The organism is Mucilaginibacter gilvus, from assembly GCF_004054195.1.
GTDB classification, from domain to species: Bacteria; Bacteroidota; Bacteroidia; order Sphingobacteriales; family Sphingobacteriaceae; genus Mucilaginibacter; species Mucilaginibacter gilvus.
The window spans coordinates 35428-60582 of sequence record NZ_SBIW01000002.1 but is presented as its reverse complement, the minus strand read 5'-3'; the positions used below and the strand labels follow the sequence as shown (position 1 = coordinate 60582).

Sequence of the window (25155 nt, the reverse complement as noted above, 5' to 3'; positions counted from 1 at the left end):
TTTTTATTTCCCCCTCACCGCTATCAAAACACTATTCCTCCCACTGCGGGCGTCAGGGTTTAGGCCAACGGTCATCAAAAACTTACCGGAGTAGGTTGCGGTAGCGATACTGGAATTTTGGCCCGGCATCATGTTTACTTCGCTTACTTCGTACATCTTATCTTCCTGTAAACCCTTCATGCGGATAGGCAGATGGCTGCCTGCCTGGTAGCGCTGGTTCACCAAATAGTTGAACATGATAGCGTTGTTTTTGGTAGAATCAACATACATAATGGATGCTACATCATTAGTTTTTGGATCTTGCAGACGGTACTGATCGCCGTGCCAGATGGCTTCGCTAAATTCTTTATAGGTTTTTAAGGCACCCTGGCAATAGGCCAATTCTTCGGGCTTTAATTTGCTTACCACAATATCAAACCCCAGTTTACCCATCATAGCAACATCCGTACGGAATTTGATGGGTTGCTTGCCCCAATCGGTAACGTGGTTACTGCTGGTTAAAGCAGGATAAAAGTACGAGTACTCCCACTGGATAAACACCCTTTCTATAGGTTCGGTATTATCGCTTGGCCAAAACTCGGTGAAGTATTTAAGCGCGCCATAATCTACCCGTCCACCGCCGCCGCTGCAAAGCATCATAGGCACTTTTGGGTATTTGGCACGCAGACGGTCCAATACACTGTATAAGCCGCGTACGTAATCAGTGTAAAAATTACCCTGGTTTTTTTGGTAAGCCGAGTAGGCGTTATACATCAGCGCGTTGCAATCCCATTTAATATAGGCCAGTTCGGGGTTCTCTGCAAATAGTTTATCCACCACGCCAAATACAAAGTTTTGTACAGTAGGGTTGCTCAGATCAAGCACCAGCTGGTTGCGCATATAAAATTCGGGGCGGTTTGGTTGTTTTACCACCCAATCCGGGTGCTTTTCGTAAAGTTCACTTTTGGGATTCACCATTTCGGGTTCTACCCAAATACCAAATTTTACGCCGTTTTGTTTAGCTGTTTTGGTCAGGAAGGGGATGCCAAGTGGTAGTTTAGCTTTATTCACTTCCCAATCGCCCAGTCCGGCGTGGTCGCCGTTGCGGGGGTATTTGTTGCCAAACCAGCCATCGTCCAATAAAAAGAGGTCAACGCCCAAATCCTTGGTGTCTTTAAGCAAAGCCGAAAGCTTATCATTATTAAAATCGAAGTAGGTAGATTCCCAGTTATTCAGCAGCGTTAAACGCGGGCCCTGGCCATCCAGTACCTTATATTTACGCGCCCAGCTTTGCAGGTTGCGGCTGGCTTCGCCCTTGCCTTTATCGCTCAGGGTGTAAACAAATTTTGGGGTTTCGAAAGCTACGCCTGCTTTAAGGGTATAGTTAGCGGCGTAGTTATTCATCCCGGCTATCAGACGCAGGTTGTTGGTGGGGTCAACCTCCAGGTCTATCCGGAAGTTACCGCTCCACTCCAGGTTACCGTAAAGCACAAGGCCTTCGTCTTCCCCGGCGGGTTTGTTAAGCGATACCATAAAAACCGGCGGTTGAAAAATATCCGCGCGCGAGCCTAACTTGCTATCCAGCGTTTTAATACCGTGGTTCAGCTGCTCTTCCTCGGTGCGCATTTCCTGTGCCCATTCGCCATGGTAATGATTCAGCCAGTAGCTATCGGCCTGGATGTACAAGTTGGCCGAAGCGTATTTATTAAGCACCACATCCTTTTTTTCGTGATGAGTGATCACGCTCCATTGCTCGGTTACGTTTTCGTTGTAGTAGGTTTGATAGTTCAGCGTTACCTCAAAATTGTAAAGCGAATCTTTCAAACGGATGCTCAGCAGCGATACGTCCTCATTTATTTTAGTAATGCTGTGGTCCACATATTGTAACTCCAGCGACTTATTGCCATCGGCATGGGTAACTTCAATGGCGGGCTCCAGCAGGTTATGCGTGCCCGAAGTAGTGTACGCCGAATTGTAAACGTTATCGTACCTATCCTGCTTGGTTACTTTGGGTACAGCGGCATATTCGGTGTTATTTGCCAGCTTGCCGCCAAAGTAAACCATGCTCAATCTTTTATCATCGCCCACACGCAGCACTATGGCATTATTTTTTGTTTCGATAGGGATAACGGTAGACTGCGCGTTAGCGGTAAGTGCCTTTATTGTCATTAAGACAATAATTACAGATCGCGAAAAGGAGCGTACAAAGAAATTCATATAGGAGTTATGTTGGTTGGCTTATTTACCTGGTTGATAGATGATGCCATCTTTCATCACCAAAGTTACTTGTTTTAGGGCTTTAATGTCAACAGAGGGGTCGCCATTTACGGCCACAATATCGGCTAAATAAATTGGTTTGATATTACCAAGCCCTTTCAATTCAAAAACTTCAGCGTTAACAGAAGTCGCGGAGCGCAAAACATCTATCGGTTTCATGCCATATTCTACCATCAGCAGCATCTCGCGGGCGTTATCGCCATGGGCATAAACACCCACATCGCCGCCCATACAAATGGTAACGCCGGCTTTAAGCGCTTCGCTAAAAATGTATTTTTTGTTTTTTACGCTTGCCGGGTCCTGGTCTATCCCCTTTTTCCAACCGGCATAGGTGTTGTAGGCCTCCGTTGCCGCCAGCGTGGCACACAGCGCTATGCCCTTTTCTTTCATCAGTTTAAATAGCTCCGGCGTGCCACCGTCGCCATGCTCAATGGTATGGGCACCGGCCGTTATCGCCCTGCGCATACCTTCTTCGGTGCTGGAATGCATTACTACCTGCCTGCCACTTGTGTTGGCTACCTGCACTGCTGTTTTCAGTTCGTCCAGCGTAAAGGTAGGGGTCGTCGTGTCGTTCAGTCCCCAGCGGTAATCGGCATATATTTTAACCACGTCGGCACCATGACCAATCTGTGATCGTACCACCCGGCTTATACCCTCGTTGCCATCTGCTTCCTCGGCACCTTTTACCAGATTAAGGTCGGTAACATCACTTTTTGGTCCGTAACTGCCGGTGGCCACAATAGCACGGGTGGCTACCAGCATCCTCGGCCCGGGTATAATGCCTTTGTTAATGGCGGTCTTTAGGCCCACATCGTCATATGCGGCGCCTTCTGTCCCCAGGTCGCGCACGGTGGTAAAGCCGGCCAGTAAGGTTGCTTTGGCATGCTGTACAGCGCGTGCGGTGCGCTCTGCGCGGCTTTCGGTGAGTACCTGGTTGTCCCAGCTGGTTTCGTTATAAGGGTGCAGAAACAGGTGCGAGTGCCCTTCTATCAACCCCGGCATTAACGTGGAGCCTTTTAGTTCAATAACAGTTGCGCCGGCCGGCACTTTTATGGCAGCGGCCTCGCCAACGCTGGCTATTCTTTTGCCCTTTACCAGCACCCACCACCCGGTATGCATTTCTTTCCCGTCGAAAACACGATCGGGCTTTAAGAGGGTGTAATTTACAGTCTGCCCCGGTTGAGCCGCTAATTGCAGGCATGGCAAAATACTTAACAACAGAACTAAGCGAATTATTTTCATTGTAGATAGGATTTAGCTTACTTTATAGCGGGGGAGAAAACGAGTGGAAATTTACTTAAAATTATTTTAGATGCCATGCAACCATTTTAACCAGTTGCCCATCTTACCTTTAAATGATGCGTTTGGAACCTAAGCTTACTATTGACGAACTGGTACACCGGTGTAAAACGGGGCAACGTAAAGCGCAGGAAACGCTTTACAAGCTGCTGGCTGCAAAAATGATGGGCGTTTGCCTGCGTTATGCCGCCGACCGTATGGAAGCCGAAGACATGCTGCAGAATGGTTTTATCAGGGTGTTTCAAAAGATAGCAGATTACAGGGGCGAGGGTTCTTTTGAAGGATGGGTTAGGCGGATAATGGTGCACAGTTCCATAGAGTATTACCGCAAACATCACCGCATGATGCAGGTTGTAGATATCGACGAGGCCGGGCAGGAGCCATCGGTAAACGCGGCGGCAGCATCAAGCCTGGAGGCGAAGGACTTATTAGTACTGATAAAAACCCTTTCGCCGGGCTACCGGATGGTGTTTAACCTTTACGCCATCGATGGCTATTCGCACAAGGAAATTGCAGAAATTGTAGGCATTAGCGAGGGTGCCTCCAAATCGCAATTATCCCGGGCACGAGCTATTTTAAAAGAACAAATATTAAAGGCCGAAAAAAAAAGCTATGAATATGCAGGATAAAGAATTTGACGAATTATTCCGCTCGAAGTTGGAAGATTTTGAAGTTGAGCCCTCCAAAAGCTTATGGGATAATATAGCTGCTGAAGTTGTTATCGATAGAAAAAACCGTTCGGCGTTGCCGTTCATCAGTATAGCTGCCAGTGTGCTGGTATTGATAACCGCGGGCGTATTTTTTATTCCTAAATTTAAGCAGGTGGGCGATACAAAGCCTCCGGTAACTGCAGGTGTTAAAACGGGTACTAAGCCGCAAATAAATATTGCGCCTGTTAAAGCAGACGCTATAATTAAAACAACGGAACCCTTCCATGTTCTGGCTGTAACGGTAACTCCCCAAGTGCATCGCATTAAACAAACCATCAAAAAACAAAATAGCAGCCTGCCCGCTGTAAAAATAGAAGATGTGAACAACGAGCAGCAAATTGCCCAGGTAGCACTAAAAGCAGCGCCACAAAACAATGTTGTTTTAACGCCGGTAAAGCCTGATATGAATGCCAATGCGGTAATTGCTCAAACAACTTTTGCCCCAACCATTACCAATGAAGTAAAACTAAATCCGGTAAGCAGCCTGGCCGCCCAACAAATGCCTGCCAAAACTGTTGCAGCTGTGCAGCCAAAAAAACACCGCATCCGCAGCTTTGGCGACCTGATAAACGTAGTAGTAAGCAAGGTAGATAAACGTAAAGACAAGCTGATAGAATTTAGCAACAAAGACGATGATGAATCGCTGATCACAGGGATCAATCTCGGCATCATAAAAGTTAAAAAAGAAGAAGTTATAGCAACCAATAAATAACCATGAAATCAATCATATTTACCCTTATAATTTGCTTTGCCGCAGCAACATTGTTTGCGCAAACCGACACCATCAAAACCCGGCATACCGAAGGTGGTGACGCCGATACCATCATTATTATTAAAAGCAAGAAAAAGCACAAATACAAATTTGGTATTGGTAAAGATGTTGCAGAAGTGAACATCAATAACGACCAGAAAGATACCACGTACACCGCATCAAAGGAGCCAGGCTTTTCAATGGGGCTTACCTTTACCCGGTTTGATATTGGGTTAACAACGCTGAATGATAACGGCAGCTTTAAACTATCGCCCCAGAACCAGTTTTTAAATTACCGGTCGTGGAGGAGCAGCAGTATTGGGTTTGATGTGCTGCAGGTCAGCTACCGTTTTAGCAGCACGTTCAGGATCTACACTTCGGGCGGTTTCGACTGGCTGAACCTACGCCTGCGCGAACGCGGCACCATCCTGCGCGACCAGGATGTGCTCACCTTTGTGCCCGATGATATTAAGTACAGTAAGAACCGCCTCTCGGCAAGTTACCTGCGGATACCCATTGCCCTTGATTTCCGCACGCACGACGATGCCGACGGCCGCAGGTTCCATTTTATTACCGGGGTGGATATGGGCTTACTGTTAAGCAGCAGCCTGTTACAGGAAAGCGATGTAAACGGCGACCAAAAACGCAACGGCGATTACCATTTTACCAAATTCCGTTACGGTCCGTTTGTACGCGTGGGTTACGGTGGCATTGGGGTATTTGCTAGGTATTACGTAAACGATATGTTTGATGACAGCCCCGCACAGAAAGGTTTGAGAAACTTCTCCTTTGGGATGAGTATAGGCTGGTAGGTGCACGATTTAAGGATTTGGGGATTAATACGATTATGGCGCACGATTCTATGATCCAGTGATTGCGAGGTGGACGAGTGTGGATCCGTTGGCAGAGAAATTTAGAAGATGGTCGCCGTATAATTATGGGCTTAATGATCCTATTCGTTTTAATGACCCTGATGGTATGGGGCCAACAGATCATATATTCAATACACAAGGACAGTTAATTCAAATAACACCAACAGGTCATAACATCTTAGTCAAAACCGATAATGGCCAATTGGTTAACGTAGCTAATCTTCCATTTAGTGGTAAAAATGAGCAGACGATTGCAAATATAGCAGGCTACTGTGGTGCGCAAGTGGGCATTCCAAGAGGAACAGTAGGGGTTGCTCCGGCAGACAAAGGCTTAGCCTATACTAAAGGTGATAAGATTGATATAAACAATAGAGGTGGGCAAATACCTAGCATATTAGGTAACTACGACAATATGAAAAGTGCTCTTGTACATGAAAAAGACCATTTAGACAAAGGGCAGGGATATGCGGCTAATGCTCCTGATAATTTACAGCATGCAGATGTTTATTCTGATCAAATTGCCGACCCCACCTTCAAAGAAACAACTACAAGTTTTAAAACTGGAATGTTGGGATCTGTGGTTGGTTATTTACAAGATGCGTATAATAAGGATGGTGTTGAGAGAACAGATGTAGATGGTGTATTAGATAAGATTAATAAAAGTATATCTGGGTACGGCTATCAGCTTAATATTGATCCTTATTCAATGAACAACATGAAGATTAATATCATTGATAATAATAAGAAAAAAAAAGATGATAAGAATCAATAAGCTTTTCAGCTGTCAACTTATACTGGTCATTTTATTTTGTGGATCTTGTAATACAAACATATCAACGAAACAAAAGCTCATTGCAGGTTCTGACTACAAGGTTTGGCAAGAGATTAAAGATACCACTAGACATAAAGGATCATCTATTACCTACTGGTATTTTGATAAGAAAGGCAAATCTCGTTTATATATAAAATATAAGAATGCAAGTAAAATAGTACGATTAGATTTAGGCGATATAGTTTTAAATGAAAATTGGAATCTTCCTGAGGGTGGTAAAGTGGATATTGGCGGCAAAATTTACAAAATAGATGTATTGAACGATACTTGTTTTTCATTTAGGGATACCACTAAAAATCAAGAAACTAAGCTTGTTTATAAAAATGACAAGATATTATAAATAATATCTTGTCGCTAAACAACAAAGCCCGGCACTGACCGGGCTTTGTTGTTTAGCGGGCAAAGGCCCCCAATTGGCGCGAGTATAGGCGGTAGGCAAAGAGGTGGTAATGCTCGTGATTAATCCGCCAAAAAAGTATTTTACTTTGTTTTTTAGTCGAATTTAAATTTTTGGTTAATTAATTAATAATCAGAACTTTATAAAGTTTATTTAACCTACGGGGGTGTTCCAAAGTGTTTCACCAAAAACTGTAAAATGCTGATAATCAATATTGTTTTAAAAATAAGTGTTCCACATTTAAATTGGAACACTTATTTGCAAAATCCCAGCCACGGTAATTAAACGGGTGAATCTTAAAATCCCGTAATCGTGTGTATCTTAGCAGCCAATGGCAGATGTACCTTTTTTACAGGCAGTTTCGGTAAGTAAAATATATCCGGGGGTAACCCAATCGGGCGTTAAAGATATCAGTATAGAGATCCAGCCCGGTAAAATAACCGCCATTATTGGCGAAAGTGGCAGCGGCAAAAGTACCTTATTGCGCATGCTTTACGGCCTGCTCTCGCCTAACGAAGGCAACGTTTACTTTAAAGGCGAGCGCATTTGGGGCCCCGAAGAAAAGCTGATCCCCGGCCATAACGAAATGAAAATGGTTACCCAGCATACGGATGACCTCAACCTCTTCGCCCGTGTATGGGATAACGTAGCCGCCATGCTGCCCAGCACCAACGTAAAGCTTAAAGAGGAAAAAACGGAGGCCGTGCTCACCCAGCTCAACATGATGCAAATGGCCTACAAACGCGTTGCCGACCTTAGCGGCGGCGAAAAACAACGTGTAGCCATTGCCCGCGCCATTATCACCCGCCCGCAGGTTTTGTTTTTAGATGAACCCTTTAACCAGGTAGATACTTCGTTTAGGGAAGGCTTGCAGCACGATATCCGCCAGATAGTGCGCGAAAGCGGTATCACCGTAGTGATGGTATCGCACGACCCCGCTGAAGTGCTCTCCATGGCCGATGAACTGGTGGTGATCAGAAACGGCGAAATAGTGGAAGCTGGCCCCCCTAAAGAACTTTACCAAACCCCGCAGCAACTTTATACCGCAGAATTGCTGAGCAACTGCAATGTACTGAGCCCTGATGAAGCTACATTATGCGGAATAAGTACCGACACAGAATTTGTAGTAGTATACCCAGAATGGATCAGGCTAAGTTCCTCGCCCGACAGTTTACAGTGGACGGTGCGTGAAGTGCTTTTTAAAGGCTTTTACGAAGATCTTTTACTGGAGTATGAAGATGTGATCATCCGCGTGGTAAATGGCGAGAACGGGCGCTTTAAGCCCGGAGACAACATTGGGATAAAAGTTAAAAAGTATCTGGAGTATTGAGGGGGATGGTCCTAACGGTTTCATAATAATAGAATTGAAAATTATGGTGACACTATTATTATCGAAAAAAGTGTTAACCCCTCATTTTTTTAAAATATTGATTATCAAGTGCTTGTAAAATATTTACTGAAATTGTGTTAACTTTTGTTAACCCTTAACCTTCCTCTTTTCCGGTGCCCTCACCGGAACTATCGCCATGGCCCTATTGAAATAAGAACGGCGCAGTAAAATTAATTTACTGCGCCGTTGCTGTGTTAAGCTGGGTTGCTTATTATATCTCGAACGATGATAGCTGTACAAACTGTTGCACGCGCGCTGCTACTTCTTCGTCGGTTAAATTTTTGATCTTTTCTGTACCGAATTTTTCTACACAGAATGAGGCCAGTGCCGAACCAAAGATGATCGCGTTCTTCATGTTGTTGAAATTAACAGTACCCACTTTGGCCATATAACCAATAAAGCCGCCCGCGAAGGTATCACCGGCACCAGTTGGGTCGAAAACTTCGGCTAAAGGCAGGGCAGGGGCCGAGAAGATATGGTCCTCGTGGAATAACAATGCGCCGTGCTCGCCTTTTTTAATGATTAAGTATTTTGGGCCCATCGCCAATATTTTGTTTGCAGCCTTTACTAAAGAGTACTCGCCCGATAGCTGGCGGGCTTCTGCATCGTTAATGGTTAATACGTCTACCATTTTAATGGTTTCCAGCAGATCATCCAGTGCAATATCCATCCAGAAGTTCATGGTATCCATTACAATGAGCTTAGGGCGGTTTTTAAGGCGTTTAATAACCGTTTGCTGCACTTGCGGACTCAGGTTGCCCAGCATCAGGTATTCGCAGTCTTGGTAGCTTTCCGGGATGATAGGGTCAAAGTCTGCCAAAACGTTCAGGTCGGTAACCAGCGTATCACGGCTGTTCATATCGTTATGGTATTTACCGCTCCAGAAGAACGATTTTTCGCCTGCTTTAATTTGCAATCCATCGGTATTGATGTTATGGGCGTTAAAGTCGGCAATTTCTTCGGCGGGGAAGTCGTCACCTACCACGGCAACGATATTTACCTTGTCATAGAAGTACGAAGCGGCCAATCCGGCGTATGTTGCGGCACCGCCAACGATTTTATCTGTCTTTCCAAAGGGGGTTTCAATTGCGTCAAACGCCACAGTACCAATAACTAACAAACTCATGCGAAAATATTTTATTTTTTTTTTGCGCAAATATTGTGAATTTACCTCAATAATCATACTTTTGCACACTCCAAACCGGAAAATACTACAGAGGCCAGTAACGCTGGAAGACGGGTAACCAAAAGGGGAGGAGAAATAACCAGATTCCTGAGTAGCTCAGCTGGTTAGAGCATCTGACTGTTAATCAGAGGGTCCCTGGTTCGAGTCCAGGCTCAGGAGCTTGAAAATCAATGACTTAACCCCCACTCTGGCGAGTGGGGGTTTTTCTTTGCAGAAAATTTGCAGAAGATTCTCACAAAAAAACCAGTACCTCTTTTTTGCAGAACTTTGTTATTACGCCGATTGATAGTTAGTATTGCTACGAAATGGCGGATTATTGGTTTCTTATTGGCCAAATTTAAGGGTGTTATTTAATAAAAAGCCGTTAAAAGGGCTATTGTACGGTAAAATAGGCCATCTGGGGATGGATGTCTACGAGTATGAGAAAGACTTGTTCCACACTGATCATGAGCACTACAAGTCTAAAGATCCGCTACTCTAAAAACTGATGAACTATGAGAACGCTTACCCTCACCAGGCTTTTTGACCATTGAAGCCTTAGTTCAAATTGCCAAAGAAATGATCAGGAACCTCTATTGCTGGCAAAAGGAAAAAAAAATTGACTATTCCTGACGGCACTCTAAAAAGCCAGGAAGCAGCAAATTGACTGGGAACGTAAGGGCATAAACACCCCAAATCTTTTTAAAGCAATTGGCGTAGATTATTAGAGAAGGCTTAGGTTGCCTCAAATTGCGTTTCAGTTCCATTTGTTACAGCGGAGAGTTGTAGACGATAAATAAACTACAATCAGCGAGGAGTGACTTAAATCATATTTTGACTTGTTTATCATCATGCCTTTCCAGTATCGCTTTGACTAAATTTGTTACCGCAATACTAAAAATCTGATGTACTATAAATTAATTATAGCTTTAGACGGGTTGTATTGTGTTATATTTAACAAACTTTCTCTATCTACTCCTAATTATTAAATACTTAATCTGACTTTAAATGCCAATAAACCTACGAGCGTGCAAGACGGTAAAATATCAGGGTTAACAATGCCAAGGGTTTTAAATGTTAACGAAGAGCTAACGATGTTTCTCGAAGCCGCAGGGCTTAACGGCGTTTCCACTGACCAGAACCTCCTCGTATTGAAAGCATTTGGCGATACCACTTGCTATCTGAAAGATGATAATTTCAATTTTAATTTAAACGAACTATTACCTAATGAAGTTGCTATGTTCGTCAAAGCAGCAGCACATAAAGCCATAACTTCAAAGCAACGGGTGACACTACACGACCTGAATTTTGAAGGTAACCATTCCGTAAACATCGTCATAAACCCAGTTTTTAACGGAGATATGAAAGCGCAGCAATTGCTCATCCTGTTTACCAAGAATAAAAAAAAACTGAAAGACAATTCTTTGATCGGCCCTGGAGATATGAAGCAACTCACCCGCGAACACCTGGCCAGTTTGGAGCAAGAACTCGCTGATGCCAAAAGCAACCTGGAAGCAGCTTATGAATCCATAAATTTTTCCAATGAAAATATTCAGGCTTATAATGAGGAATTACAGTCTGCCAACGAGGAAATGCAAAGCGCGAATGAGGAACTGCAATCTGTCAATGAAGAATTACAAACGATTAATAAGGAACAGCAGGAAACTAATGCGGAATTGACCGAATCAAATGATGACCTGAATAACTATTTTCGAAGCAATACCAATGGTCAGTTATTTGTTGACAATAACCTGTTATTAAAAAAATATTCACCGGGTGCTTTAAAACATATTAATCTACGGGAAAGCGACATTGGCAGGCCGTTGGCGGATATCACTACAAATATCAAATTTGAAACGCTGATTGCAGATATCCTACAGATCATGCAGGACGGCCAAACCATTACCAGGGAGGCGGAATCTTCCGAAGGGAAAACATATCAGGTTATGACCATGCCCTATATTCGGCAGAACACGGGAAAAACGGACGGCGCTATTATCAGCTTTTATGATATTAGCGAACTAAAGAAATTATTGGCTGCGCTGGGTATAAGCAATAAAAGTCTGGCCGATTCTGTTACAGCGATCGAACAGAGCAGCGAAATAATAAGCAAATCCCTCGAAAAGGAAAAGCACCTGAATGTATTGAAAAGCCGCTTTGTGTCTATGGCTTCCCATGAATTCAAAACGCCCCTCACATCTATTCAGCTTTCTGCCGAGCTGATCGGAAGACTCGCACAAGATCTGGATCATCCCATCATTAAAAAATATACGGAAACCATAAAAAATGCCGCTAAGAATCTAACCAATATCTTAAATGACTTTTTATCCCTGGAACTGCTGGAAACTGGTAACATCAATCCTATCCTTAGTGAATTCGATGTGGTAAAATTCGCAGAAGACATAACCGAAGATATGCAGTCCCTGGCCAAAAAAGAGCAACAAATCGTATTTCGCCATACCGGCCAGGGCCATTTAGTTACCCTTAATTCATCGTTGCTTAAGAACTGCCTTATAAACCTGATCAGCAACGCGATCAAATATTCCGGTCCAGATTCTCTGATCGAGTTTCGCACCAAGACCACCGGTAGCTATTTGACTATCATTATCAAGGATAACGGCATTGGTATACCTAAAGAAGATCAGCAGCATTTATTCGAGGCCTTCTTCCGCGCGCATAATACTGGAAATATCCCGGGAACAGGATTGGGACTGAATATCGTAACACGCTATGTTGCGTTAATGAACGGAAAGGTCAGGTTTAAAAGCCAGGTAAATGAAGGCACTACTTTCACGATCACATTTCCTATAAGGCCAAACTTCCCGGGTAATTAATTTGTTAAAGCGGGCCTTTTTGCGGTTACTACAGTTTTTAAAATATCTAAATCCCTGAAAATAAATAAATTAGCTTGTAACAATTACGAGACATTCAGGTTGTATTAATATAAACCTTTTATAGCCCATGGCCAAAATGATCAATCAACAGTATATTATTGCCATTGGCGCATCCGCCGGAGGCTTAGAAGCTATCTCCGCATTTTTTGATTATACTCCACTAGATTCCGTATCTTATATTTTGATCCAGCACCTATCCGCAGATTTTAAAAGCCAGATGGTGCAAGTATTGGCCCAACATAGTAAATTACAGGTTGTCGAGGCGATAGAAAATGTGGAAATCAAAGCCAATACGGTTTACCTGATACCAAGTTCGAAGTTTATGGCCGTTAAAAAAGGCCGGCTGATCCTTTCAGACAAAAAAGATCAGCCGCGGCCACATATGACAATCGACTATTTCTTTACCTCGTTGGCCCAGGAACGCGGCAACAAGGCTATCGGGATTATTTTATCAGGGACCGGCGATGACGGATCGAAAGGGATAGAGGCGATCAAACAAGCTGGCGGTATCGTGTTAATTCAAGATCCTGCTACGGCGAGCTTCAACGGCATGCCACTTGCTGCTATAGCGACGGACTGTGCAGATATGATCCTTTCACCCCAAGCTATGCCCCAGGTCATCGAAGACTATGTAAAGGACGGCATTCTTGAGCTGTTGACCGACCAAGCCGCTGAACAGATCAGCGAAAAGGAACTTGATAATATACTCAGCTTGATCAAAGGCAACTTGCCTCTTGATTTTTCAGACTATAAACGCCCTACGATCATTCGGCGGATCAAACGGCGAATGGTGAACTTTAACTTAAACAAGGTTGATAAATACTACCAATTTTTAAAAGGGAATACGGCAGAGATCGCCTTATTGGCCAATGATTTTCTGATCAGTGTGACCTCCTTCTTCCGCGACCCGGAAGCTTTTAAGATCATCGAAGAAACCGTTATTCCGGATATCATCAAAAAGAACCACACCGATGTTCTGAAAATTTGGGTGGCCGGTTGCGCAACAGGTGAAGAAGCCTATTCCATGGCGATACTGGTAAAGGAGTATTTAAATAAAAACAACAAAAATATTGAGGTCAAAATATTTGCTTCGGATATCAGTAAAGCGGCACTGGATACGGCTTCAAAGGGCGTTTATCCGGATAGCATCGCCAAAACAGTATCAAAGAAGAGACTTCAACAGTTTTTTGACAAGGAAGGGACATCATACAAAGTCAAGCATGAGATCCGGAAAATGCTGATCTTCGCGCAGCATGACTTAACAAAAAACCCACCATATTGTAACATTGACCTGATCAGCTGCCGGAACCTGTTGATCTATCTCAATACCGCTTTACAGCAAAAGGTATTCGCCATGTTGCATTTTGGGCTAAAGGAAGGTGGTTATCTTTTTTTAGGGCCCAGCGAGAGTGCTACTGTTATTAAGGACAGCTTTAGTGAGATCAGTGGTAAATGGAATATATTTAAAAGTAATAAAGCCGGCCGGGCTATCCGGTTCGATACATTTTCGTCGCACAGGGTAGGTGAATTAAAGACCACTACCATCGAAGTGAGCAAAAAGAACATCGCTCCGGTATCTAAATCTGAGCTCGAAAACCAGGTTAATTCAGCTTTGCTGAGAGAAGGCAATTTTAACGGCGTTTGTACCGACGAAAATCTCGCGGTCGTCCGGTCTTTTGGCAATACAAAACCTTATCTAAAGAGTATCAATTTCAATCACAACCTGAACGACCTGTTGCCGCAGCATATTTCCATAGCCTTAAAGGCCGCCGCTCACAAAGCCCTAAAACTAAACGAACGGGTTATATTGAGTCAACTGGATATCGAAGCTAATGGTAAATCACAGAATACCATCAATATCATTTTGAGCCCGTTTAATATCAACGGGTCAGCCGACCGTTTACTACTGGTGTTGTTTACAGAAAGCCTAACCAAAATAGCAGGAGGCAATGTGATCCGTGTGGACGATATCAATGAAGTGACCAAAGAACACGTGATCAGTCTCGAACAGGACATAGCTCAGTTGAAACACGCACTTGATGTGGCCCATGAACACATCGCCTCTACCAATGAAAACATGTTGTCTTTTAATGAAGAGCTACAATCTGCTAACGAAGAAATGCAGTCCGCCAATGAAGAAATGCAAAGCACGAACGAAGAGTTGCAATCGGTGAATGAGGAATTGCAAACCGTCAATAAAGATCATCAACAGACTATTGACGAGTTAACAGATTTGAATGACGACCTGAACAATTATTTTCGCAGCAATACCAACGGCCAGTTATTTGTTGACCGGAACCTCCTGCTGAAAAGATATTCGCCCGGAGCGGTGAAGCATATTAATATCCGGGAGAGCGATATTGGCCGCCCGCTCAGCAATATCACGACGAACATCATATTCGAAACGCTGATCGATGATGTCAGAAAAGTTATTAATGATGAGGAGTCCATCACGCGCGAGGCTGAGGCAAAGGATGGGAAAATCTACCAAGTCATGACCATGCCTTACCTGAAGAAAAACTGTAAAAAAGCAGATGGTGCCATTATCAGTTTTTACGATATCACAGAACTGAAAAAGCTGTTGAAGGAACTGAATATTAGCAACAAGAGCCTTGATGGCAGTAATAAGAGCCTGCTCAGGATCAATGCCGACTTAAATAATTTCGTATTTGGTGCTTCACATGATCTGAACGCCCCGATCGTCAATATTGAGATGTTGCTGGAAATACTCAATGATAAACTGGACACGAAGGACCCGGAGGTTTTGGAATTATCTGGCATGATGAATAAAGCAGTTAACAATTTCAAAGCCATCATCAGTGACCTGGCTAAGATTGGCTATATTGAAACGGAAGATACAGATGATAAACTGGAAAGCTTTCCTGCACTTTTTAAAGAAATCAAGGAGACCCTATCTGAAAAAATAAAAATATCAAAAGCCATTTTTCATACGGATTTTAGAAAAAAGGAAGTTCGGTTTGCAAAAAAAAATCTGCGAAGTGTTATGTTTAATGTGATCACAAACGCAATAAAGTTTAGCTCACCCGACCGTTTGCCGGAGATCAGCATCAAAACAGAAATAGAAGGTGAGTACACTGTGTTGACAATAACAGATAACGGCATCGGCATTACAAAAGATGAGGTAGACCATATTTTTAAAAAGTACAAACGGGTCAATGAAACTGCCGAAGGAACGGGTATCGGATTGTATTTGATTAGGAAAATCGTCAATGCCTCCGGCGGTAAGATCGATGTAACATGTAGTCCAGGCGAAGGCTGTTCTTTTAGCGTGTTTTTTAAAATGTAAAACAGTTTTCATATACCGGTTACAATTGCGATAGTTTTAGATGGTGCAGAGCGCGCATATTAATACTTTTATTCACCGCGGGAAAACGAAATATGGACAAGGCAAAAAAACTATTGAACTGATATCGTCAACAAAAGGCTCGCTAATCAAATAAACAAAAAAGAAAACGTCTAACCGGACTCATTGCCGCCAACAAGGCTTTGACTAAAGCAGCCTGGAAAACGGCATTGATTTAAAACGACTTTACACGTTTCCAGTTAGATAAGTTAGGTTATTGTACATGCTGCAGACCAACAGCTCTTCTTAAAAGATGTTTGCCGAATCGCAGTCGAGACCAGTGAGTTTAAGGTTTCCTGAGTAAGCCGTATCGATGCTAACCAGCGAGCGATACGTGAACCTGGTGGAAAGCTGTGGCTGGTTAAAATTGATCATCGAACCTTTCAAATTTTCCTCTATTCATTTTCTCCCTTCAAATTAAGCAGGTATTATCTAAAAATAATAATTCATTTATCTTCGGTACTCCGAAGAAACTCGTCTGACCGGTTTTTGTCATCAGGTTAAGCACAGACGGCGTTCATTTAAGAAGCATCATATTTAAAAATACAAGAATAATTACATTAGATTTGTTACTGCTCCTCTATCGTTTCTTTGTTTTAATTCAATCAAAAAATCATGGTGAAAATTGTCGATAAACAATACATTATAGCCATTGGTGCTTCTGCCGGTGGTTTGGAAGCAATTTCCGCATTTTTTGATTATACCCCGCTTGACGCGGTTTCCTATATCTTAATACAGCACCTGTCCTCTGATTTTAAAAGCCAGATGGCCCACCTACTGGCACAGCATAGCAAACTGGAAGTTATCGAGGCTATTGAAAACGTGGACATTAAGCCTAATACCGTTTACCTGATACCAAGTTCCAAATTCATGACCGTTGAAAACGGCAGGCTCTTGCTGTCTGATAAAAAAGATCAATCCCGTCCATATATGACGATTGATTATTTTTTCACTTCCCTGGCGAAAGAGCGAGGAGATAAGGCCATAGGGGTCATACTATCCGGTACAGGCAATGATGGTTCAAATGGTATTGAAGCCATCAAAAATGCCGGGGGGCTTGTGCTTGTTCAGGAACCCGCCACTGCAGCCTTTGATGGGATGCCACTGGCGGCTATCGCTACTGAATCGGCCGATCTGGTGCTGTCACCGGAGGCTATGCCTAAGATTATTGAAAATTATGTAAAAGAGGGCAAAGTGACATTACCTACCGGTCAAAAACCGGACGATATTACTGAGGAGATGCTTGGGCAGATATTCAACCTCATCAAAGCGAACCTACCAATGGATTTTTCGGAATATAAGCGTCCGACCATTATCAGGAGGATCACTAAGCGAATGGCCGAGCACAATTTTAATCAGGTTAGTAAATACTATAATTATTTAAAAGATAACCACTCGGAAATCGGGTTGCTGGCAAATGATTTTTTGATCAGTGTAACATCCTTTTTCCGTGACCCTGATGCTTTTAAGATCATCGAAAAAAAAGTAATCCCTGATATCATCAAAAACAACAACGAAATATTGAAGATATGGATAGCTGGTTGCGCGACGGGAGAAGAAGCATATTCGATGGCTATTATTATGAAAGAATATTTGACGCTACACCCAAAAGAACTTGAAATTAAAATATTTGCAACGGATATCAGTAAACCCGCTTTGGATACCGCATCTAAAGGCATTTATCCAATTACAATAGAAAAAACAGTTTCCAAAGAAAGGTTAAATAAATACTTTACAAAAGATGGAGTATCTTACAAAATTAAGCACGAGATCAGAAAAATGCTGGTATTTGCCAAGCATGACCTTGTTAAAAACCCACCTTACTGCAATATCGACCTGATCAGCTGCCGGAATTTACTCATCTATCTAAACCCGGTATCGCAGAAAAAAGTGTTTGCCATGATGCATTTTGGATTAAAACAAAATGGCTACCTGTTCCTAGGCCCCAGTGAAAATTCCGGTACATTAAAAGAAGATTTTGAAGAGATCAATACAAAATGGAACATACTTAAAAGTAATAAAACCGGGCGTGCGGTCCGGTTTGATTCTTTTTCGTCTCATGTGATCGAAGGGGCAAAAATAAATAATAAGGAAGTGAATAAAAAGACACTTCTTCCGGCTTCCAGATCTGCTTTGGAGGAACAGATCAATTCCTTCCTATATAAAGAATCCGGCCTTACCGGTATCTGTACTGATGAAAACCTGTCGGTGATCCAATCATTCGGTGATATTAATTCCTACCTTAAAAATGAAAATTTTAATTTCGATTTGAATACGCTGCTTCCAGATAGTATATCTATTATTTTTAAGGCGGCGGCCCATAAGGCGTTGATGCTGGATGAAAGAGTGTTACTAAAAGAAGTAACCATTGAAGATGCCGAAAATTTAAAAAGTACTATAGTCAATATCACCATTAGCCCCTTTTATGTAAACAATTCGGAGAAACGGTTGCTGCTTGTCATTTTGTCAGAGTCAAAAACGGTTGCCAGGGAAGAAAATATTATCAGCCCAGCGGATATCAATGAGATCACTAAAGAGCATTTGATCAGTATGGAAATGGAAATTGCCGAATTAAAACATAGTCTCGCAGTAGCTCAAGAGAGTATAGCGTCCTCGGATGAAAATATGCAATCTTACAACGAAGAGCTGCAATCGGCTAATGAAGAAATGCAATCATCCAATGAGGAGATGCAAAGTACCAATGAAGAACTTCAATCCGTTAACGAGGAACTACAGACCATCAATAAGGAACACCAGATGACCATTGATGAATTAACCGACCTTAACGACGACCTGAATAATTACTTTCGCAGCAACACCAACGGCCAGCTTTTTGTAGACCGTGACCTGCTCTTAAAAAGATATTCTCCAGGAGCGGTAAAGCACATCAATATACGCGAGAGTGATATTGGTCGTCCCCTCAGCAACATCACTACCAATATAAAATTTGAGACGTTAATGGATGATATCAAACAAGTAATTTTGGAAGAGACAACCATTACCAGAGAAGCGGAAGACGTTGACGGTAAGATATATCAGGTAATGACTATGCCTTATTTGAAAAAGGGCAGTAAAAAAGCAGACGGAGCCATTGTTACTTTTTACGATATTTCAGAACTTAAAAAGTTATTAAATAACTTGGATATAAGCAACGTCAGGTTACAGAAATCAATCAAAACTTCGGAAGATGGAAAAGCGGAAGTAAGCCTGTCTTTGGAAAAGGAAAAAGAATTAGGTGTCTTGAAAAGCCGTTTTGTTTCAATGGCATCGCATGAGTTCCGGACACCCTTAAGTTCGATACAGTTATCAGCTTCGCTGATCGATAAATATGCAAAGCCATTTGACAATGCCAACATTAACAAACATGTCGGTAAAATAAAGATTTCTGTTGGTAACCTAACCGCCATTCTGAATGACTTTTTATCCCTGGAAAAATTGGAAAGTGGAAAAGTAGAACCATCGCGAACACTGTTTGACATCGTTGAATTCGGTGAAAACATCACCGAGGAAATGCAGATGATCTCAAAGCAAAACCAAAAGATCATTTTCCAACACTCCGGCACCACCAGTAAAGTGAAGATGGATCAGTCCTTATTAAAGAACTGCGTGATAAATTTGATTAGTAACGCGATCAAATATTCCGGTGAAGAAACATTTATCGAATTCAATTCAACTATAAATGATGGCGTATTAACGCTGGTAGTAAAGGATAATGGGATCGGTATTCCAGATGATGATCAGAAACACCTTTTCGAGGCGTTTTTTAGGGCCCATAATACGGGAACTATTCCCGGGACTGGTTTGGGTTTAAATATCGTAACCAGGTATACTAACCTTATGAATGGACAGATAAAATTTGAAAGCAAAGTAAAAAAAGGGACGACTTTTACGCTTGCTTTTCAAATATAATGATGTTATACATGCCTTTCTTTGGTGCAAAGTACATGATTTGGTAAACTGACGTCCAGAAAGTGCTCAATAGATAGAATTAAAAGTTAGTGTTGCTGACCTCAAGAAAAATTGATGAATATAAGCACACAAAAGGCTGGATTTACATAGTCAGGAGCGGATTAAGTTCCAATATTTTTCTTTCGAAAAGGGATTTCCGGAAACCATTTTACAAAAACACCTAAAGAATCGATCTGAAGCTTTCTTTCGGCAGTTCGACGGAAATCTTTTGAATGAATCAAGCTCGTTAAGCAATGTATCTTTTGCAAATTGTTAGCAGTAGCCAGCTGTTCTTCAAGTCCGTCATTTTTATTGAATCAGCCAAACGTTCAGCAGATAGTTGTTTACCTTATTCTTTGCTGTTTGAGACTGGGTAGGATACTTCCGGTACATCTTTCCCATTTATTAAGTCCCACTTTCATTTCGAGTTGATCCATACTATTATCAAAATAGTTACGAAGTAAATTAAATGATTAAGATCATTTAATAGCGTGCTGTATATCAAATTATTATTTAAAGAGGTAGGATAACTTCGCTGCATTAATAATTAAATGCCGCATGAAAAAAGAAAATCAAATCAGTACCTTATTTCTTGACATCGGCGGCGTTTTGCTCACTAAGCCTTATTTCAGTGCTCATGAATAAGCTTGCTAAAGACTGTCTCCTTACCATAAATGGAGGTTCCTCAAGTATAAAATATGCTTTATATGAAATTAACGGTACGCTTAATCAATTACTTTCCGGCGAAATGGAAGGCATCGGAAGCGGTGATGCCAAACTCAGCTTCATCCATTTAGAAAGTAGCCAAAGTCATCAGGTTAACATCCCTGTCGCTGACCACAATGAAGCCTCAAATTGGCTGATTAACTGGCTGGAAGAGGAAACCGAATTTATAAGGGTGAAGGCAATAGGCCACCGCATAGTTCAGGGTATGGAACATACCGCGCCAGAAAAGATTACCGACAGGCTATTGAAAGAACTAAAGGACATAAGCCCTTATGACCCTGAACATTTGCCCGTCGAGATCAAATTGATCGAAGTATTTAGAAAACGCTATCCGAATATTCACCAGGTAGCTTGCTTCGACACTTCTTTCCACGCATCAATGCCAGATCTTGCCAAGCTGATACCCATCCCGTTAAAATATCGTGATAAAGGGGTTAAACGATATGGTTTCCACGGACTGTCTTATTCCTACCTAATGGAAGAGTTTGAACGGACCGCAGGAGCTGAAAAAGCAAAAGGAAAGATCATTATTGCCCATTTGGGTAGCGGTGCTAGTCTTGCCGCAGTAAAAAATGGTAAAAACTTGGATACCAGTATGGGGTTTACGCCTGCATCAGGCTTAACGATGAGTACCCGTACCGGCGATCTTGATCCGGGCGTAGCTTGGTATTTACAAAAGTTTGAAAAGCTCACGCCTGCGCAATTTAATCACCTGGTCAATCATGAATCTGGTTTATTAGCCATATCGGGTACTACGGCAAATATGCAGCAACTTCTTCAAATTCAACATGACGACAAACGTGCCGCACAGGCCGTTGATTTCTTTTGCTACCAATGTATAAAATGGATAGGTGCATTTACCGCTGTGCTTGGTGGTTTGGATTCCTTTATATTTTCTGGAGGTATTGGCGAACATGCACCCGAAATACGGGAGCGAATTTGCAGTGGACTACAATTTTTAGGGATTGAATTGGATAAAAATAAAAATAAAAACAGTGATGCCGTTATTTCAACCGATGCCAGCAAGGTATTGGTGAGGGTGATCAAAACCAATGAAGAATTAATGATCGCGAGGTCAGTATGTACTATTTTGAATTATAACATTAACCCATAAATAAAATGGAAACCGTATTAAACAACCCCGAGGTTGATATATTATCGCCGGTATTATTGCAAAAGATGAATGCCTATTGGCGGGCAGCTAATTATCTTTCTGTCGGACAGATCTATTTGTATGATAACCCGCTGTTGAGAGAGCCGTTAAAATTAGCGCACGTAAAACCACTCGTTGTGGGGCATTGGGGGACAACCCCCGGCCAGAACTTTATCTACGTGCATTTAAACCGGGTGATCAATAAATACGATCTGAATATGTTTTATGTGGCTGGCCCGGGCCATGGCGGACCTGCCATTGTGGGCAATGTTTTCCTGGAAGGAACCTGGAGCGAGGTTTATCCGGCTATTACCAAAGATGAAGCCGGATTGAAGAAATTCTTTACCCAGTTTTCCTTTCCGGGTGGTATTTCCAGCCATGTTGCGCCCACTACACCGGGATCTATCCATGAAGGCGGCGAGTTAGGTTATTCACTTAGCCACGCTTTTGGTGCAGCTTTTGATAATCCCGATTTGATAGTAGCCTGTGTGATTGGCGACGGAGAGGCTGAGACAGGTCCGCTTGCCACAGCGTGGCAATCAAATAAATTCCTTAACCCGATTACCGACGGCGCGGTATTGCCTATTCTTCATTTAAATGGCTATAAAATTAGTAATCCAACCCTGCTTGCCAGAATTGAACACGAGGAATTAGAAAAGTTCCTGCAAGGTTGTGGCTGGACGCCTTACTTTGTAGAAGGCGACGATCCTGAAACCATGCACCAGCTAATGGCTGGGATATTGGATAAGGCAGTCGATGATATTAAAGCCTACCAACATAACGCCAGAGAAAACAATGATACCACCCGGCCACGCTGGCCAATGATCGTCCTGAGATCACCTAAAGGTTGGACCGGCCCAAAAATGGTTGATGGTTTACATGTGGAAGGAACGTTTCGCTCTCACCAAGTGCCGCTATTGGTAGATGCAACACATCCGGATCATGTAGCACAGTTGGAAAGTTGGATGAAAAGCTACAAACCCGAGGAGTTGTTTGATGAAAACGGTGCGTTGATGGCTGAACTGGCAGAACTCGCTCCGAAAGGGGACCGTAGAATGGGTGCGAACCCTCACGCCAATGGCGGTCTTTTGTTAAAAGATCTCCTTATGCCCGATTTTCGTTTGCACGCTGTGAATGTAGTTTCGCCGGGCGCTGTACAACTTGGAGACACCACGGTATTAGGAAAATTTCTGCGGGATGTCATAGAACTTAACCAGGATAACTTCCGTGTTTTTGGCCCGGATGAAACATTATCAAACTTATTAAGCGCGGTCTTTGAAGTCAGCAACAGGCAGTGGGATGCCAGGGAAGCCGAATATGATGAGTTTTTAGCACCGGAAGGGCGAATAGTAGATTCTCAGCTTAGCGAACACCAATGCGAAGGCTGGTTAGAAGGATATCTACTAACCGGCAGGCACGGTATTTTCAATAGTTATGAAGCATTTATCCGTATCGTCGATTCCATGTTCAGCCAGCATGCCAAATGGCTGAAGGTAACTAAAGAATTGCCGTGGCGCCGTAGTATTGCCTCCTTGAATTATCTGCTTGCCTCGCATGTCTGGCAACAGGATCATAATGGATTTACCCACCAGGACCCAGGTTTTCTGGATCATGTGATCAATAAAAAGGCGGATATCGTCCGTGTTTATTTGCCGGCCGATGCCAATTGTTTGTTGTCAGTCTTTGATCATTGTCTACGCAGCAGGAACTATGTAAATGTGGTTGTTGCCGGGAAACATGCATTGCCGCAATGGTTAACAATCGATGAGGCCGTGATCCACTGCACCGAAGGTATTGGCATATGGCAATGGGCTAGTAATGACCAGGAATCGGAACCGGATGTGGTGATGGGCTGTTGCGGTGACACGCCTACACTGGAAATATTGGCCGCTGTTTCCATCCTGCGCGAGCATTTGCCCGATTTAAAAATACGGGTGGTTAATGTTGTCGATCTGATGAAAATGCAATCGGCAAGTGAACACCCGCATGGTTTAAGCGATCAGGATTATGATTCGTTATTCACTAAGGATAAGCATATTGTTTTCGGCTTTCATGGTTATCCATGGCTGGTACACCGTTTAACTTACCGCCGTACCAACCGTAATTTGCATGTACGGGGATATAAGGAAGAGGGTACGATAACCACACCTTTTGATATGCGGGTACAGAATGACCTGGACAGGTTTCACCTGGTACAAGACGTTGTTGACCGCGTACCCAACCTGGGTGCTAAAGGCGATTACCTGAAACAAATGATGAAGGATAAGTTGATACACCATAAGCACTTTATCGACGCGCACGGCATGGACATGCCAGAGATCCTCAATTGGAAATGGAATAGTAATAATAGCCAATGATTACTGAACAATTGATAAATACTGCCCGGGCCCTTGTTGCAAACAACAAGGGCCTGCTGGCTATGGATGAAAGCGTGGGAACCTGCAATAAACGTTTTGCAGCACTCGGCATACCGCAAACAGTTGAAATGCGGCGCAGCTACCGTGAAATGATCGTAACTACGCCGGGCCTTGGCGAAAGCATCAGTGGGGCTATCTTGTTTGATGAGACCATCAGGCAGCAAAAAACAGATGGAACCCCATTTATTAAAGTCCTGTTAGATGGGGGCATTATTCCTGGCATCAAAGTAGACATGGGGTCCAAACCGCTGGCTGGTTTTCCCGGCGAGAAGGTAACCGAAGGGCTCGACGGCTTGCGTGCGCGCTTTGCTGATTATAGTGCAATGGGTGCACGGTTTGCCAAATGGCGGGCGGTGATGGCGATTGGCAGCGGCATCCCCAGTCGTGGGTGCATCGAAGCCAATGCACATGCACTGGCCCGATATGCCGCAATATGCCAGGAAGCGGGATTGGTTCCTATAGTGGAGCCTGAAGTGCTGATGGATGGCGCACATTCCCTACAACAATGCCTTGCGGCAACGAAAGAAGTACTCTACACCGTTTTTGACCAACTTTATAAACAACATGTTTCCCTCGAAGGAATGTTACTTAAACCTAACATGATATTGCCGGGGTTAGCGGCAAAGGTTCAAGATCCTGAAAACGTAGTGGCTGAAAGCACTGTGAAATTTTTGTTAGGGGCTGTACCTGCGGCAGTTCCGGGCATCGCATTTTTATCAGGCGGACAATCTGCAGAACTCGCATCGGCTCGCCTTGATCAGATGAATAAGCAATACAAGGCAGTTCTTCCCTGGACGCTTACCTTTTCGTTTGGCCGTGCTTTGCAGCAACCAGCTTTAGAAATATGGCGTGGGAATAATTCAAATATCTTCGAGGCTCAAGAAGCATTATACCATCGTGCCAACTGTAACCGGGCGGCTTGTATGGGTAATTATAACAATGCAATGGAAAACATAGTTTAACAATCACTCCTTTATAAAA

General features: G+C 43.0%; 15 protein-coding genes, 1 tRNA gene and 1 pseudogene. 14 read left to right on the top strand and 3 right to left on the bottom strand.

Features of this window, described 5'->3' with window-relative positions:
- Window positions 1–3 precede the first annotated feature (3 nt).
- A complete protein-coding gene (locus tag EPL05_RS03445; protein ID WP_208394669.1) occupies window positions 4–2148 on the bottom strand; it encodes an alpha-galactosidase in 2145 nt (714 codons plus the stop codon).
- Window positions 2149–2217: 69 nt separating this feature from the next.
- The gene (locus EPL05_RS03440) at window positions 2218–3498 is read right to left on the bottom strand and encodes a metal-dependent hydrolase family protein (protein WP_128532141.1); all 1281 of its coding nucleotides are present in this window, start codon (window positions 3496–3498) and stop codon (window positions 2218–2220) included.
- 116 nt (window positions 3499–3614) lie between these two features.
- Between EPL05_RS03440 and EPL05_RS03435 the strand changes: the two genes are divergently transcribed.
- The 7 genes and pseudogenes from EPL05_RS03435 (at window position 3615) to EPL05_RS03410 (ending at window position 8447) form a co-directional block, all read left to right on the top strand.
- Window positions 3615–4184 (top strand): RNA polymerase sigma factor, encoded by a 570-nt coding sequence (locus EPL05_RS03435; RefSeq protein WP_128533047.1) that lies wholly within the window; start codon window positions 3615–3617, stop codon window positions 4182–4184.
- Window positions 4168–4977 carry a hypothetical protein gene (locus tag EPL05_RS03430; RefSeq protein WP_128532139.1) on the top strand — a complete coding sequence of 270 codons (810 nt, stop codon included), beginning with the start codon at window positions 4168–4170 and terminating at the stop codon, window positions 4975–4977. Before EPL05_RS03435 ends, EPL05_RS03430 begins: the two co-directional genes overlap by 17 nt.
- A gap of 2 nt (window positions 4978–4979) precedes the next feature.
- On the top strand, window positions 4980–5828 hold the full coding sequence (locus tag EPL05_RS03425) for an outer membrane beta-barrel protein (protein WP_128532137.1): 849 nt from the start codon (window positions 4980–4982) through the stop codon (window positions 5826–5828).
- A gap of 40 nt (window positions 5829–5868) precedes the next feature.
- Window positions 5869–5985, top strand: a pseudogene (locus EPL05_RS24710) (RHS repeat-associated core domain-containing protein); the annotation flags it as partial.
- Window positions 5986–5994: 9 nt separating this feature from the next.
- Complete coding sequence (locus EPL05_RS03420) at window positions 5995–6660, top strand: hypothetical protein (protein WP_262708156.1); 666 nt, start codon at window positions 5995–5997, stop codon at window positions 6658–6660.
- Window positions 6644–7060 carry a hypothetical protein gene (locus tag EPL05_RS03415; RefSeq protein ID WP_128532133.1) on the top strand — a complete coding sequence of 139 codons (417 nt, stop codon included), beginning with the start codon at window positions 6644–6646 and terminating at the stop codon, window positions 7058–7060. The genes EPL05_RS03420 and EPL05_RS03415 overlap by 17 nt, the downstream gene beginning before the upstream one ends.
- Window positions 7061–7448: 388 nt before the next feature.
- Complete coding sequence (locus tag EPL05_RS03410) at window positions 7449–8447, top strand: ABC transporter ATP-binding protein (RefSeq protein ID WP_128532131.1); 999 nt, start codon at window positions 7449–7451, stop codon at window positions 8445–8447.
- A gap of 271 nt (window positions 8448–8718) precedes the next feature.
- On the opposite strand, the gene EPL05_RS03405 is transcribed toward EPL05_RS03410, so the two are convergent.
- A complete protein-coding gene (locus EPL05_RS03405; RefSeq protein ID WP_128532129.1) occupies window positions 8719–9633 on the bottom strand; it encodes a PfkB family carbohydrate kinase in 915 nt (304 codons plus the stop codon).
- Between the two features lie 145 nt (window positions 9634–9778).
- Between EPL05_RS03405 and EPL05_RS03400 the strand changes: the two genes are divergently transcribed.
- The 7 genes from EPL05_RS03400 to EPL05_RS03370 all read left to right on the top strand — a co-directional run bounded on the left by EPL05_RS03400 (window position 9779) and on the right by EPL05_RS03370 (window position 25136).
- Window positions 9779–9852: transfer RNA gene (locus EPL05_RS03400), tRNA-Asn, on the top strand.
- A gap of 848 nt (window positions 9853–10700) precedes the next feature.
- Entirely contained in the window at window positions 10701–12506 is a 1806-nt protein-coding gene (locus tag EPL05_RS03395) for a sensor histidine kinase (protein WP_128532127.1), read from the top strand.
- 127 nt (window positions 12507–12633) lie between these two features.
- Window positions 12634–15873: a CheR family methyltransferase gene (locus EPL05_RS03390; RefSeq protein ID WP_128532125.1), complete on the top strand. Its 3240-nt coding sequence runs from the start codon at window positions 12634–12636 to the stop codon at window positions 15871–15873.
- Window positions 15874–16545: 672 nt separating this feature from the next.
- Window positions 16546–19839, top strand: coding sequence for a CheR family methyltransferase (locus tag EPL05_RS03385; RefSeq protein WP_128532123.1), 3294 nt, complete (start codon window positions 16546–16548; stop codon window positions 19837–19839).
- Window positions 19840–20515: 676 nt separating this feature from the next.
- Window positions 20516–21718 carry an acetate/propionate family kinase gene (locus EPL05_RS03380; RefSeq protein WP_128532121.1) on the top strand — a complete coding sequence of 401 codons (1203 nt, stop codon included), beginning with the start codon at window positions 20516–20518 and terminating at the stop codon, window positions 21716–21718.
- Window positions 21719–21723: 5 nt separating this feature from the next.
- Complete coding sequence (locus tag EPL05_RS03375) at window positions 21724–24114, top strand: phosphoketolase family protein (RefSeq protein WP_128532119.1); 2391 nt, start codon at window positions 21724–21726, stop codon at window positions 24112–24114.
- The gene (locus EPL05_RS03370; RefSeq protein WP_128532117.1) at window positions 24111–25136 is read left to right on the top strand and encodes a class I fructose-bisphosphate aldolase; all 1026 of its coding nucleotides are present in this window, start codon (window positions 24111–24113) and stop codon (window positions 25134–25136) included. Before EPL05_RS03375 ends, EPL05_RS03370 begins: the two co-directional genes overlap by 4 nt.
- Window positions 25137–25155: the final 19 nt, after the last annotated feature.